Below are 14,192 nucleotides of genomic sequence, written 5' to 3' on the forward strand. Positions count from 1 at the left end.
GAGGCGGGCCCGCAGGCCCCGCCGACGGGAGGACGGCCGTCGGAACCGGAGGGTCGGACGGTCGGCAGACGTCGAACGGCGAGGAGGAAGCACGGTGACTACCGCCGAAGTGAGCAGTCCGGTGGCCGCCGGCACCGCGGTCGCGACCGCGCCCGACGCCGGACGCGCCGGTCCGCGCGGACCGCGGGTGCGGCAGTGGTTCTTCGGGGCACGCGCGGGCGGCGGAGCGGGCGGCCGCCTGCTCGCGGGCTTCTGGGCCGTCGTCCTGGCTGCGCTGCTCGTCGAGGCCCCGGGACGGATCGTCTTCGACACCAAGGCCGACGTGGTGCTGACGCCCGGCCGCTTTCTCGGCCAGCTCGCCCACCTGTGGAGCTCGCAGGGCGGCTTCGGCGGACTGCAGGACCAGGCCGTCGGCTACGCCTTCCCGATGGGCCCGTTCTACCTGGTCCTCGAATGGCTCGGGCTGCCGCCGTGGATCACCGAGCGGCTCTGGATGTCGCTCATCGTCGCCGTCGCCTTCTGGGGCATGGTCCGCCTGGCCGAACGCCTCGGCGTCGGCACGCCCGGGTCCCGGCTCGCGGGTGCGCTCGCCTACGCGCTGTGGCCGACGCTGACCGCCGTCCTCGGCTCCACCTCCGCGGCCGTGCTGCCGATGGCGCTGCTGCCCTGGGTGGTCGTGCCGCTCGTCGACGGCGCCCGCGAGGGGGCCTCGCCGCTGCGCTGCGCCGCCCGTTCGGCCCTCGCCGTGCTGTGCATGGGCGGCGTCAACGCCGTCACCGTCCTCGCCGTGCTGCCCGCGCCGCTGCTCTATCTGCTGACCCGTCAGTGGACACCGCGCGGACGGCGGTTGCTCGGATGGTGGCTGCTCGCCGTCCCGCTGGTGACCGCATGGTGGTGGCTGCCGCTGCTGCTGCTCGGCCGCTACGGCTTCGACTTCCTCCCCTACATCGAGACGCCGCACACCACCGCGTCGACCATGGCCGCCACCGAGGCGCTGCGCGGCACCGGCAACTGGCTGGACTACCTCGACTTCGGCACGCCCGCGCTGAGCGCGGGCTGGGTCCTGGCCACCACCGGGTGGGCCGTCGCGGGCAGCGCCGCGCTCGCCGCGTTCGGGCTCGGCGGGCTGGCTCGCCGTGATCTCCCCGAAGGGCGCTGGCTGCGCTGGACGCTCGGCGTCGGCGCCGTCACCGTCATGGCGGTCTACGGCGGCGCCCTCGGCGGCCCGCTGCACGACCAGGCGCAGTCGTTCCTGAGCGGGCCGGGAGAGGCGTTCCACAGCATCTACAAGTTCCAGCCGCTGCTCGCGCTGCCGCTCGTACTCGGCCTCGCCCACCTGCTCGGCCGCGCCGTCACCGGGCCCCGCCGCGTGCTCGTGCCCGTCACGGCGTTCGTGCTCACCGCCGCGCTGATCGGCTGCGCCGTCCCGTACCTGACGGCCCGTACGCTCCAGAGCGGATCCTTCAAGGCGGTGCCCGACTACTGGAAGCAGACCGCCGCGTTCCTCGCCGACAACGGCGGGGGCGGGCGCAGCCTGCTCGAACCGGCTGCCTCGCACGGCGACTACACCTGGGGCAGCACCACCGACGACGCGCTGCAGCCCTACGCCCAGTCCCCGTGGGCCGAGCGCACCCTCGTCCCCGACGGCGGCGCGGGCGTGCAGCGCTACCTCGACGCCGCCGAGCAGGCCTTCGCGACCGGCACCGACCAGCCGGGCCTGGCCGCCTACCTGGCCCGGGCGGGCATCCGCTACGTCGTGCTGCGCCACGACCTCGACCCCGGCCAGTTCGACTACGTCAACCCCACCGCCTACCGCGAGACGCTGCTCCAGTCCGGCTTCCACCTCGTCACCTCCTTCGGGCCGGAGATCCCGCCGACGCCGGTGCGCGGCGACACGCCGCTGCAGGTCGTCGCCCTCGACTACGGCTACCCGGCCGTCGAGGTCTTCGAGGCCGACGCCGCCCCGCTCCAGCCCGAGACGCCCTTCAGCGTTCTCCCGGCCGCCGGGGCCCTGCGGCTGAGCGGCGGACCGGAGAGCCTGCTCCCGCTCAGCGGGCCGCCCGACGGCCTCGGCGGCGGGCTCGCCGACGGCCGACCCGTGCTGCTGAGCGGTCAGACCGCGGCCACCGGCGGTGTCGCGCCCGCCGGCAGCCCGCTCGTGGTGACCGACGGCCTGCGCCGCACCGACACCTCCTTCGGACTCGTCCGCGACAACGTCTCCTACACCTACACCGCGACGGGGACGAACCCGCCCGACCGCTCCGACGGCACCGGAGGCAAGGCGCCCAGCCAGATCGCCCTGCCCTTCGACGTGACCGGGCACCAGACCACGGCCGTGATCGCCGGAGCGGCCTCGGTGACCGCGTCGAGCTACGGCTCCTGGCTGCTCCAGTCCCCGCAGTACGACCCGGTCAACGCCTTCGACGGCGACGCCGGGACCGCCTGGACCGAGGGCAGCCCGAGCAGCCCCGTCGGCCAGTGGCTGCGGATCGACTTCGCCGGCCCCGTCGACCTGCCCGCCGCGGTGTCCGTGCGGCTGCTGGCCGACAGCCCGCTGCGGCCGCTCGTCAGCAGGCTGACCGTCCGCACCGACCACGGCACGGTGACAGACACCCTGAGCGCGAGCGGCTCGCCGCAGGACCTGGCCGTCCCGGCCGGTCCCACCCGCAGCCTCACACTCACCATCGCCGCCGCACGCGGAGCCGTCCCCGGCGGGCTCGGCGCGGGCATCAGCGAGGTGTCCGTCCCCGGCGTCCAGGTGACCCGCTACCTGGCCGCCCCGCACGACGCGGCGACGAACGGTCAGGGCGGCGTTGCCTTCTCCTTCCACCGCACCGTCGGCGCGACCGGCCTGCTCGGCCCGCAGAGCGCCGAGACCTCGCTGGCCCGCCGGTTCACCCTGGACGCGCCCGACTCCTTCGACACCCAGCTGACCGCCATGCCGGTCCCCGGACCGGCCCTGGACGCGCTGATCCACAAGCTGACGCCGAGCGGCGGCCTGACCGTCACCGGCAGCCCCGCCATCGCCGACCTGCCCCAGTACCAGGCCGCGAACCTGGTCCAGGCCACGTCCTTCGACGGCTGGATCGCCGCGCCCGGGACCACGCCGCAGCTCAGCTACTCCTGGAAGGGGCAGCGGACCCTCAGCGAACTCGACCTCCGGCCCGCCCGCGGACTGTCCGCCGCGCCGCTGACCGTGCGGCTCAGCAGCCCCGCGGGCGACCGCACCGCGTCGGTGGGCAGCGACGGCAGGGTGATCTTCGCGCCGCTGCGCACGGACCGGGTCACCGTGACCTTCCCGAAGATCCAGCAGGTCGACACCTACGAGCCGATCACCGGCAGCGAGGTGCCGCTGCCGCTGGGGCTCGCCCGGGCCTCGTTCCCGGCGCTGCGCGACCTGCCGCAGCAGGCGGCCGACCCCGGCGCCTCGTTCGCGCTGCCGTGCGGCCAGGGCCCGCAGCTCACCGTCGACGGCCGCAGCTACCCGACGTCCGCCTCCGGCACGCTGGGGGCGCTGCTCTCGCAGCAGCCGGTCGTGGTCACGCTCTGCACGACCGGAGGTCGCCTCACACTCCCGGCGGGCACCCGCAGTCTCTACGCTCCCGGGGATGCGGCGGGCCAGTCCCTGGCTCTGACGGACGTGACCCTCGTCGGCGCGTCGGAGCGCGCCGCGCTGTCGCGCACCGAGACCGCGCCGGGCGCGGCGGTGCGCACGACGGGCGCGTGGAGCTGGGGCCAGGAGGACCGCACCGTGACGGTCCATCCGGGACCGGCCGCCTACCTGGAGGTGCACGAGAACGCCGCACCCGGGTGGTCGGCGACGCTGAACGGGCGGGCGCTCCAGGCCGTCACCCTCGACGGCTGGCAGCAGGGCTTCCTGATCCCGGCCGGAGCGGGTGGCGAGGTGCAGCTGACCTACACGCCGCAGACCTGGTACGTCGTGGCGCTCTCGGTCGGCGGCTTCCTGCTGCTGCTCGTGCTCGCGACGGCGGCCTGGGCGGCGCGGCGGCAGCGGTCCGGCGCACCGGCCGGCGCTGCGGCCCTGCTCCCGGCCGCGGGCGCACGCAAGGCCGCCGGGAGGACCGCCGCGCTGATCGCCGGGCCGGTCGTCGGCCTCGCCGTCCTCGCACTGGTCGGCGGCCCGATGGCAGGCGTGGTCCTGGTGCTGGCCGCGCTGTGGTGGTGGCGTCCCGACCTGGCCCGGGTCGTGGCTCCCGCCCTGGCGGTCGCGGCCATGACCGCGGCGGGCCTGATCGCCGCCGTCGACGTCCAGCACGGCCTGACGCCGGGCCAGGGCGCGTTCAGCGCGGCCGCGCAGGCCTGCGCGCTGACCGCCCTCGCGGCGGCACTGGCGAGATGGACCGCTTTGCGCCCGCAAGGGACGCCCGGTGGCACCGCCCAGCCGGAGACGCCCGCCCCGACGGTCGCGCCGCCCCCGCAGACGGCCCCGGCGCCCCCGGCGTCGGAGCCGGCCGGTCCGCCGACCCTCGTCGAGCCCGGCCCGCTGCTCCCCTTCGTCCCGCACCAGAGCGGCGCGCCGAAGGCGAGCGCCTACCAGCCGACCCCCCGGCCCGATCCCGCCCCCGCCCCCCGCGAAACCCCGGGCAGCGCGGAGGCGCGCCCTGGCGCGGTCGGCATCCCGCGCCAGACCCGGGGTGAGACCGCCGCCGCCGAGGCTCCTGCGGGCCGTCGCGCCGACGAATCGCCGAGCACCGCCACGCCGACGACCGCTGCCGGGGAGAACGACGTGTCTACCGAGGGCATGCCACCGGCGCCGGGGCCCGAGGACGAGGCGGGGGAGCCGTGATACTCGGCGTCGGGGCGGCCGTGTTCGCGGCCGTCTGTTACAACGTCGGTCTGCTGGTGGAGAAGCAGGCGCTCGGCGCGCTGCCGCCGTTGCGGCTGGGCGCGCCGGTCGCGCTGTTCCGGTCGCTGTTCGGGCGGCCCGCGTGGCTCGCCGGGTTCGCACTGGTCCTCGCGGGGCTGGTGCTGCAGGTCGTCTCGCAGGGGCTGCTGCCGATCACCGTGGCGCAGCCGCTGCTCGCCGTCGGCCCGGCCGTTCTGGTCGCCGCCTCCGCCGTGGCCTACCGGGAGGCGCCGGCGCGCGCCGACCTCGCCATGCTCGGGCTGCTGGCCGCGAGCACAGTGATGCTCGTGCTCAGCTACGACCCGCACCTGGACCCCGTGGGCCGCGGTCAGCACCCGGTCGCGGTGCTGACGGTGTGTGCGCTGGCGGCGGCCGGCGCAGCCGCGGTGCTGCTGCCGCGCGGTCCCCGCTCGGGCACGGCGTACGGGGTCGCGGTCGGCTTGCTCAACGGCGCGGGCGGGCTGCTGGCCAAGGCGCTCGCGGTCTCCGCGCGGGACGGCCGCCGCTCCCTGCCCGCCCTGGCGGCACTGCCGTACCCGTGGCTGCTCGGCCTGTTCTCCGTGCTGATGCTGGGGGTGATGCAGATCGGGCTGCAGCGCTCGCGCGCGGCCACGCTGGTGCCCGCCCAGGTGATCACCGGCAACGCCCTGGTCATGGTCGCGGGCGGGGTGATCTTCCACGAGCCGCTGCCCGCCGATCCGTTGCGGCTCGGGCTGCGCCTCGCGGCGCTGGTCGCCTCGCTGCTGGTGCTGGCGCTGCGGCCGCCCGCCGCGTCAGTGCGCGGCGCGCGCGGAGTGGGCGGCCCGGTGCAGGGCCTCGTCGACGACGGTGGCGAACCGCTCGACGGTGGTGTGCCAGCGCAGGCCGAGCGCGCGTCTGCGGGCCGCCGCGCCCATGGCCCGCCGCCGGGCGGGGTCCAGGGCGAGCCCGGCCCACGCTGAGGCGAACGCGCCCTCGGTGGGGGCCAGCAGGCCGGTCGCGCCGTGCGCGACGGAGTCGGTGAGGCCCGGGATGCGGAAGCCGACGGTGGGCGTGCGGCGCACCGCGGCCTCGGTGACCACCAGGCCCCACCCCTCGACCTGTGACGGGTGCAGCAGCATCCAGGCCTGGCACAGCAGTTCGTGCTTGGTCTGCTCGCTGATCCGCCCGGTGAAGACGACCCGGCTCCCGGCCAGGGCTTCCAGCCGTTCGCGCTCGGGGCCGTCGCCCGCGATGACGAGGGTGCCGCCGGTGACCGGACGCACCCGCTCCCAGAGCCGCAGCAGCAGGTCGATCCGCTTGTACTCGGCGAGCCGGCCCAGCGCCAGGAACAGCGGTTCGGCCGACTTCCGTGGCAGCGCTGCGGGTTGGGCCACGTCCTCGACGCCGTTGGTGACGACGCGGATCCGCTCGGGGGCCACGCCGATCTCCGCCAGCGCCCGGGCGGTGGACTCGGAGACGGCCACGAACAGGTTGCCGCGGTGGACCCGCGGCAGCAGCACGGTCTCCGCGTAGCGGCCCAGCGCGGCGATCGGCCAGGGGTAGCGCAGCGGCCACAGCTCGCGGTGCACGTGGTTGACCAGGCAGACCGCCGGAGTGCGCGGCGACCATGCGGGGGCGAGGTAGGGCAGGCCGTTGCACACCTCGACCAGCAGGTCGACCCGGTCCAGCGAGCGGACCGCGCGCGGCGCGGTGAGGAACTGGCTGTACGGGCCACCGTTGCGGCGCACCCGGTAGGGGCGTCCGGCGCCGACGGGACCGCCGCAGACCAGGGTGGTGGGATGGCCGCGACGGGCGAGGCCTTCGGCGAGTTTGTCGATGAGCAGTTCGGATCCGCCGGCGGCGGGGCTGGCGAGATCGCGCAGGGACAGGAAGGCGACGTGCGCGCGGGGCGCCGTCCGGGCCCGGGCGTCGTTCTCCCGGGACGGCGGCCGAAGGACGCCTGAGCGGTCCATCGGGGGGTGCCTTTCGTCGGGGGCGGGGAGAAGGGCGCGCCAACCCTAGGGCGTTGATGACAAAGCGTCAATAACTTCTTACTTGTGGGTAGTTCTTTGGCTCACATGGGAATCATCAGCCAGTGCGCAATTATTGACGTTGCGTCAGTTTGCGCTCTACGGTCCGAGACGTCTCGCGCTCGTGCTCCGCCGCCACCACGTCCGGCAGCCCTCTGGGGGTCCGATGAGCCACCGCGTCAGCGCCGCCGTCCTGCTCGCCACCGGCGTCCTGCTCGCCGCCGCCGGCCCCGTGCTGCACTTCGCCGTGCTGCCCGCCGTCCGCGTCGCCCCGTGGGATCCCGACGACACCACCGTCTCCACCGGCCAGGGCCGTTACCTCGACCCGACCACGGGAGCGCCGGGCACCGGCCTGGTCACCGTCACCGAGCACATCCAGGGTGACCCGGCCGTCGGCCGGAAGCACCACGCCGCCGTGTGGACCATCACCACCCGTGTCGACACCCCGAGCACGATCGCGCTGGCCGACGCCCGGCAGGCCCTGCAACTGAGCGTGCACCGCTGGACCTTCGACCGTGTCACCAACCAGTACGTCCCCTGCTGCGGCGCCGACACCGGCCAAGGGGCGGACGCCTTCCGCAAGTTCCCCTTCCACGCCGAAGCCCTCAGCTACCGGCTCTGGGATCCGGAGGCCGCACGGGCCTTCCCCGCGCAGCTCGACGGCACCCGCGAGATCGACGGCCACGCGTTCAACGCCTACGTGCAGACCATCCCGCCCACCGAGGTCGGCACCCTCGCCGTGCCGCCCGGCGTGCTCGGCGTGACCTCCAAGGACGCCACCGTCGAGGCCCAGGAGTGGTACCAGAACCCGCAGACCGTCACCCTGGTCGACCCGGAGACCGGCACGCCCGTCTCCGTCACCACCCACGAGATCGTCACGCTGCGGCTGCCCGGCGACACGCGCCACGCGGCCACCGCCCTCGACGTGACGCTGCGGACCACGCAGGACACCGAGCAGCAGCTCGTCGACCAGGCCACCGGGCAGGCGACCGAACTCTCGCTGCTCGAAGGGCCGGTGCCCTGGCTGGTCACGGCCCTCGGCGTGGTGCTGGCGGCCCTCGGCGCCCTGCGGACGCACCGCAGAGCGGTCCCGGGCGTGCCAGGCCTACCGGGCGGCGGAGCCGGCGGGGCGGACGGGCCCGACGAGCCCGAAGGCCCGGAGGCGCGGACTCACATCCCGGCGGCCGAGACCCCGGTGGCGGAGGAGTTATGAGCACGGGAGACGGCGTGCCCGCGGCCCGGTGCGCAGCGGACGCCCGGCCCCCCGCGGCGACGGCGCTGCGCCTGCTGGCCACCGCCGCCCGGCACGGCGTCGCCGACCCCGCCTACCAGCGCCTGCACGCCGCCTACCGGGTGCGGCGTCTGGACCGGTCGTTCGGGCTGGCAGACCGTCAGGTGGTCGCGGTCGGCACCGACGTGTGGCGCGCGGACGCGTTCCGCGCCGCAGGCGCCCGCTGCCTGACCGTCGAACCGGGCACGACCGGCCGCGCGCAGCCCGCGACCCCCGCCGACGCGCCGGACCTCGCCGCGCCAGGGCCGGGGGAGCGCATCGTCGCCGACGGCTACTGGCTGCCGGTCAAGGACGGCGCGGCCGACCTCGCCTACTGCGACGCGGCGTTACCGAGCGGACCCGACGCCGTCGGCGTCGTGGACGAGCTGGCCCGGATCACCCGCGTCGGCGGACTCGTCTGCCTCTCCCTCACCGGCGCCCGCCGCCCCCTCGTGCACCTCCTCCGCCGACGCGAGGACCTGGCACTGCTCACCCGCCCCCCGATCGTGCGGCTGCCCCGCCGCCGCACCGAGCTGGTCCTGCGGAGGACGGCATGACCACCCAGGCGACCCGCTTCACCGCGGTCGACGAGACCGCCGACCTGATGGAGCGACGCGGCGAACCCAACCTCATCTACCTGGAACTCGGCGTCGCCGGACGCCTGGACCCCGAGCGGCTCCGCGCCGCCGTCCACACCGCGTTCGCCGACCACCCGGCCACCCGCTCGCGGCGACTGCCGACACCGCCCTGGCGCACCCGCAGCCGCTGGCAGGTCGAACCACGGCCCCCCATCGATCCGCTGACCGTCCTGACCGGCCCCGACCTCGACCTCGACCTCGACGCCCAACGGCGCGCCATCCTCGACCACCCCCTCGACCTGCGGCAGCCACCCCTGCTGCGCCTGCGCCTGCTCAGCGGCCCACCCGGCGGCGACCGCCTCCTCCTGGTCGCCCACCACGCCGGCTTCGACGGCATGGGCTTCGTCGGCGTCCTGCTGGCGATCTGCGCGGCGTACAACGCCGAGGCGGCGCACGTCGCAGCCGCGCCTGCGGGAGCGGCCCCGGTGGGAACCCCTTCGGTCCAGCCCGCGCACGACGAGGCCGCGGCTGTCGGCGCGGGGAGTCGTGAGCGCAGGGAGGACGGGGCCGCCAGGGCAGACGGGCGGAGAGGGATGCTGCCGCCGAGGCCCGTGCGGGTAGCGCGGGAGCCCGCGTCGGCGGGGCGGCGTGGGTACGGGCTCGTGTCGCTCGGGTTCGATGTCGAGGGGAGCGACGCGCTCGCGCGGGCCGCCCGGGCGGCGGGGGTCACGCTGAACGACCTGCTGCTCGCCGCCCTCGGCCTGGCCGTCACCCGGTGGAACACGCGGCACGCCCGGCCGGTCGAGCCGCTGCGGATCACGATGCCCGTCAACACCCGGGACCGGCAGGCGCGGCACGTCGGGGGCGGCAACCAGTCACGGCTCACCTCCATCGACGCGGCCGGTCGCGACGCCCGCGCCGTGCTCGCCGCCGTCGCCGTCCGGACCGCCGAGGCCAAGGCCGCGCCCGCAGGGCCCCAGGGAGGGCCGGCCGCGGTCGTGCTCGGTTCCCCGTGGCTGCCGCGCGCTCTGCGGCGGGCCCTCGCCCCCTGCGTGCGGTTCGCGGCGCGCTCCTTCGCGGACACCACCATGCTCAGCAACCTCGGCCCGCTGGCCGACCTGCCGCCCGTACTCGTGGGCGCGGGGGAGATCACCGAGCTGTGGGCCGCCGCGCCCGCGCCGATGCCGCGCGGCCTCTCGGTGACCGCCCTCGGCGCCCACGGACGCCTGCACGTGATGTTCCGTCATCGCTTCGAGGCGCTCGACGCCCCGGCCGCCGCCGCCTTCACCGACGTGTTCGCCGAAGCCGTCGCCGAACTGGCCGCCGCCGCACCCGCCGCCACCGCACCGGTCGCCGCCGCACCGGTCGCCGCGGACACGGCGGGAGCCGACCTCGCCGCGACCGCGGCCCACCGCACGGAAGGAAACCCGTGACCGACTCCGCCGCCTCCCCGCTGCGCAGCCTCTACGAGGACCCCACCGTCGTCGTGGCTTCCGGCCTCGACCGGGCCAGACGCCAACTTGCGCTGCTCGAGCCGTTGCTGGACCAGGCCGCGGCGAGCCGTCGGCGGCTCCGCATCCTTGACGTCGGCTGCGGCGACGGAGCGGCCACCGCACTGCTCGCCGATCGCGCCCACGGGCACACCGTCGTCGGCGCGGACTGGTCCCAGATGGCCCTGGAGCGGGCCCGGGCGCGCGGCATGACCCTGGTGCGGGCGACGCTCGACGGCGGCGGGCTGCCCGTGGCCGACCGGGCCCTCGACGTGGTCGTGTTCAGCGAGGTCATCGAGCACCTCGTGGACACCGACGCGGCCCTCGACGAGCTCGTCCGCGTGCTGCGGCCCGGCGGGTCGCTGCTGCTCTCCACGCCCAACCTGGCGGCCTGGTTCAACCGGGGACTGCTGCTGGCCGGCGTGCAGCCGGTCTTCAGCGAGGTCAGCCTGCGGCGGATCTACGGCCGTCCCGGCCGTGAAGTCGTGGGCCACCTGCGCCTGTTCACCCGCGCCGCGCTGCTCGGGCTGCTGCGCGGGCACGGTCTCGACATCGTCGCCGTCCGCGGGGCCGCCTACCACGACACCCCGCGCCTGCTGCGCCCGCTGGACCGCCTGCTCCAGCACGTGCCCGAGTTCGCCGCCGACCTGATCGTCCACGCCCGCACGCGACCGGCCCCCGGCGCCGACGGCCCGGGACGCCCCGACACCGTCCCATCCGCGGAGGACCGCATGCCCCTGCCCGCCGAGCTCCTCGACCTGCTCGCCTGTCCCGTCGACAAGGGCCCCCTGCTGTACGACGCGGAGACGGACAGCCTGTACAACCCGAGACTGCGCCGCGCCTACGCGATCGTCGACGACATCCCGCAGCTGTTGGCCGACGAGGCACGCCCGGTGGGCCCGGACGACCACGAACGCATCACCGGCCCGGGCGTCGAATCCGCCTCCCGGGGGCGGGATAGGGTGGGCCCGTGACTCCTTCATCCGCTTCATCCGCGGCGGATTCCGCGCCGCAGGCCGCCCCACGGGCGCCTTCGCTGCGCAGCGAGTACCGGGAGCTGACCCGCAAGCGGCTGCTGGAGGCCGTGCGCGAGGTGCTGGAGGAGACGGACTACGCGGCGGCGACCGTCGACGAGATCGTGCGGCGCGCCGGGGCCAGCCGGGCCACGTTCTACGTGCACTTCCGCTCCAAGGCCGAGGCCGCCGCGGCGCTGCTGGAACGGGTGACGCCCTCGGACCGGGGCCTGTACGCCACCCTCCCGAAGGCGCTGCGCACCCGCGCGGGGCTGCGTCGCTGGCTGGAGCTGTCGCTCGGCTGGTACGAGGAGCACGCCCGGCTGCTGGCCGCGCTCAACGAGGCGATGGCGGTGGAGGGCACGGTCGCGGAGCGCCGCTCGGCGGCCGTCGAGCGCATGGTGGAGGCGCTGCCGGAGTACCTGGACCACTCGGAGGACCCGGCCCGGGCGCGGGTGCGCCTGCAACTGCTGCTGCGCCAGTTCCACCAGGTGGCGATGGACACCGTGGTGCAGCAGGCCTGGCAGCCGGACCGGGACGTGCTGCTGGACGAGATGACGGCCGCCTGGTGGCTCGCCCTGGGCGGGGAGGCGACCCCGCCCAGGCGCTGAGCCCTCCGCGGCGTGCCGCGGTGTGGGGTCAGTCCGCGTCGGCCCCGGTGAGCACCCGCAGCTCCACGGCCTCCTGGTCGATCCGGTCGTCCTGGTCGACCCCGTTCCCGGCCTCGGCCCGTCGCCGGCCGCGCACGCTTCCCGCCCAGCCCAGCAGGAACGAGGCCGGGATGGAGACCAGCCCCACGCTCTGCAGCGGGGACCAGGCGAAGTCGTGCGTCGGGAAGAGCGTTCCCGGGCCGCCGGAGACGGTGGGGGAGATCAGCTGCAGGCCGATCGTGAGCGCCGCGCCGCCGTAGACGGACCAGAGCAGCCCGGTGCGGTTGTAGCCGCGCCAGAAGAGGCTGCAGACCAGGGCGGGCAGCACTGCGGAGGCGGCCACGGCCACCGCCAGCATGGAGAGGAACTGCACGTTGTAGCCCTGAGCCTCGACGGCCAGCAGGATGCCGACGATCCCGAAGAGCAGCGCGGCCCACCGGACCGTGCGCACCTCCTTGGCCTCGGTGAGACGGCCGCGGCGCACGGCGTGGGCGTGTATGTCGTGGGCCAGGCTGGCGGCCGCGCTGAGGGTGATGCCGGCGACCACCGCGAGGACCGTCACGAAGACCGTGCAGGCCACGGCGGTCGTCAGGGACAGCCCGGCCGTGGTGGAGGGGCCGCCTGCCAGGGTTCCGGCGAGCAGCAGCAGGGACGCCTGACCGTTGGGGTTGACGGCGGAGATCGTCTGGCCGCCCACCAGCGCGGCGGCGCCGAGGCCGAGGACGGCCAGCAGGACGCTGTAGATGCCCACGGTGCCGAGCGCGTACCGGGTGGAACGGCGCGCGGTGGCTCCGTCGGAGGTGGCGTTGATCCGCATGATCATGTGCGGCATGCAGGCGGCGCCGAGCACGACGGTCAGGTGCAGTCCGGCGATGTTGAGCGGGCCGCTGGCGGTGACGCCGAACTGCGAGGTCGAGCGCAGGTAGTCGGCGGGGTGACCGCTGCCCTGCGCGGCCGCGGACAGCAGTTCGCTCGGGCTCCAGTGGAAGCGGGCCAGCACGCAGAGCGTCGTGATCGCCAGGGTGACGGTGGTGAGGACCACCTTGGCGATCTGCATGAGACTGGTCCCCTTCATGCCCCCGGCCAGGGTGTAGGCGACCATGAGCACGCCGATCAGTACGATGCAGATCTGCTGGGCCCCGGCGCTGGTCAGCCCGAGCAGCATGGCGGTCGCGGCACCGGCCCCGGAGAGCTGGACGACCAGGAACGGCACCGAGACGGCGAGGGTCGCCACCGAGGCGGCGACGCGTGGCGCCCTGCCGGGGGCCCGCAGCGCGAAGATGTCCCCGAGGGTGTAGCGGCCGGCGTTGCGCAGCGGGCCGGCGAGCACCAGCAGCGTGCTGAGCGCGAGGGCCGTGCTGACGTCGAGCATGATGCCGTTGAAGCCGGACAGGGCGATGATGCCGGTGGTGCCCAGCATGGTCGCGGCGGAGATGTAGTCGCCGGACAGGGCCAGGCCGTTCTGGAGCGGCGTCAGCGTGCGGTTGGCCGTGTAGAAGTCGGCGACCTCGTCCTTGTCCGGACCGACCATGACGCAGAGCAGCAGCGTCACGCAGACGAAGACCAGGAAGGCGATCAGCACCGCGGTGTGGGTGCTCTGGCCTGCCGCGGGGACGGCGTCGGCGAGGAGGAGAGGGCTCACCAGCCGCTCCATCTCCGTGCGGCGGCGCGCTCCTCGGCCGCCGTGGCCGTGGCGGCCGCCCGCTCCTCGTGCCTGGTCCGGATCCGGTCCGCCTCGGGGTCGACCTCGCGGCTGTAGCGGCGGTCGTAGCGGATCGAGGTGCACAACGACACCACGCCGAGGGCCGCGCAGAGCAGCAGCCCCAGGTTGACGCGCCCGACGATCTCGGTGGCGAGCAGGCCGGGAGCGGCGCCGGCCAGCAGCACGAGCGCTGCGAAGCAGACCGCGTTGACGGTGATCAGGCTGCGGTCGAGGCGGGTGACGCGTCGGCGCAGGCCGTCGAGTCCCGGCGTGCCGGTCTTCTCCGGCGGCGGACCGAGCGTGGAGGGCGGCCCGGGCCGGGCGGGCCGGGGCCAGCCGGAGGGTTCGCCGAAGCCGTACGGCGGCTCTCCGGGGTGGGAGGTGGGATGCATCGAAGGGTCCTCGCGGTGGCGGCATGGGTGGGTGGGGCCCGCAGGTGAACCTCGCGGGCGAGTCCGGGGCGGCGGGGTGGCCGTCAGCGTAGCCAGCCCGGAGGCCATTGACTAGACATGTGTCCAGTCAGCAGACACTGTTTCGCTCACCTGCGAGGATCGGTGCACGGAGCGTCGGCGGCGACGTCCCGGCAGCGGAGGGAAGGGATGGGGCGGGATGGCCCACGAGGGGCGGTCGG

9 protein-coding genes and 1 pseudogene are annotated in these 14,192 nt (G+C 75.4%); 7 read left to right on the top strand and 3 right to left on the bottom strand.

Annotation, left to right across the window (positions count from 1 at the left end; all coding sequences use genetic code 11):
• Nucleotides 1-94: 94 nt before the first annotated feature.
• The gene (locus tag TR49_RS46285; protein WP_042377185.1) at nucleotides 95-4,807 is read left to right on the top strand and encodes an alpha-(1->3)-arabinofuranosyltransferase domain-containing protein; all 4,713 of its coding nucleotides are present in this window, start codon (nucleotides 95-97) and stop codon (nucleotides 4,805-4,807) included.
• Between the two features lie 833 nt (nucleotides 4,808-5,640).
• Here the strand turns inward: TR49_RS46285 and TR49_RS03925 are convergent.
• Nucleotides 5,641-6,801 (bottom strand): glycosyltransferase family 4 protein, encoded by a 1,161-nt coding sequence (locus TR49_RS03925; RefSeq protein ID WP_084724541.1) that lies wholly within the window; start codon nucleotides 6,799-6,801, stop codon nucleotides 5,641-5,643.
• A gap of 223 nt (nucleotides 6,802-7,024) precedes the next feature.
• Between TR49_RS03925 and pgfA the strand changes: the two genes are divergently transcribed.
• The 6 genes and pseudogenes from pgfA to TR49_RS39620 all read left to right on the top strand — a co-directional run bounded on the left by pgfA (nucleotide 7,025) and on the right by TR49_RS39620 (nucleotide 11,820).
• Nucleotides 7,025-8,071, top strand: a complete 1,047-nt coding sequence (gene pgfA, locus TR49_RS03930; RefSeq protein ID WP_042377187.1) for a cell envelope lipid trafficking protein PgfA — start codon at nucleotides 7,025-7,027, stop codon at nucleotides 8,069-8,071.
• Nucleotides 8,068-8,685 carry a methyltransferase domain-containing protein gene (locus tag TR49_RS03935; protein ID WP_042377190.1) on the top strand — a complete coding sequence of 206 codons (618 nt, stop codon included), beginning with the start codon at nucleotides 8,068-8,070 and terminating at the stop codon, nucleotides 8,683-8,685. The genes pgfA and TR49_RS03935 overlap by 4 nt, the downstream gene beginning before the upstream one ends.
• Nucleotides 8,682-10,139 carry a condensation domain-containing protein gene (locus tag TR49_RS03940; RefSeq protein WP_042377192.1) on the top strand — a complete coding sequence of 486 codons (1,458 nt, stop codon included), beginning with the start codon at nucleotides 8,682-8,684 and terminating at the stop codon, nucleotides 10,137-10,139. Before TR49_RS03935 ends, TR49_RS03940 begins: the two co-directional genes overlap by 4 nt.
• A gap of 53 nt (nucleotides 10,140-10,192) precedes the next feature.
• Nucleotides 10,193-10,744 (top strand): annotated as a pseudogene (locus tag TR49_RS03945) (class I SAM-dependent methyltransferase); the annotation flags it as partial.
• 183 nt (nucleotides 10,745-10,927) lie between these two features.
• The gene (locus TR49_RS41060; RefSeq protein WP_084724587.1) at nucleotides 10,928-11,170 is read left to right on the top strand and encodes a Trm112 family protein; all 243 of its coding nucleotides are present in this window, start codon (nucleotides 10,928-10,930) and stop codon (nucleotides 11,168-11,170) included.
• Complete coding sequence (locus TR49_RS39620; RefSeq protein WP_084724542.1) at nucleotides 11,167-11,820, top strand: TetR/AcrR family transcriptional regulator; 654 nt, start codon at nucleotides 11,167-11,169, stop codon at nucleotides 11,818-11,820. Before TR49_RS41060 ends, TR49_RS39620 begins: the two co-directional genes overlap by 4 nt.
• 28 nt (nucleotides 11,821-11,848) lie before the next feature.
• Here the strand turns inward: TR49_RS39620 and TR49_RS03955 are convergent, their stop codons facing one another.
• Together TR49_RS03955 and TR49_RS03960 are read right to left on the bottom strand one after the other, a co-directional pair.
• Complete coding sequence (locus tag TR49_RS03955; protein WP_042377724.1) at nucleotides 11,849-13,501, bottom strand: sodium/solute symporter; 1,653 nt, start codon at nucleotides 13,499-13,501, stop codon at nucleotides 11,849-11,851.
• Entirely contained in the window at nucleotides 13,498-13,953 is a 456-nt protein-coding gene (locus TR49_RS03960; protein ID WP_042377194.1) for a DUF485 domain-containing protein, read from the bottom strand. Before TR49_RS03960 ends, TR49_RS03955 begins: the two co-directional genes overlap by 4 nt.
• Between the last annotated feature and the right edge of the window lie 239 nt (nucleotides 13,954-14,192).

The sequence above is a fragment of the Streptacidiphilus melanogenes genome, assembly GCF_000787835.1.
GTDB lineage: Bacteria > Actinomycetota > Actinomycetes > Streptomycetales > Streptomycetaceae > Streptacidiphilus > Streptacidiphilus melanogenes.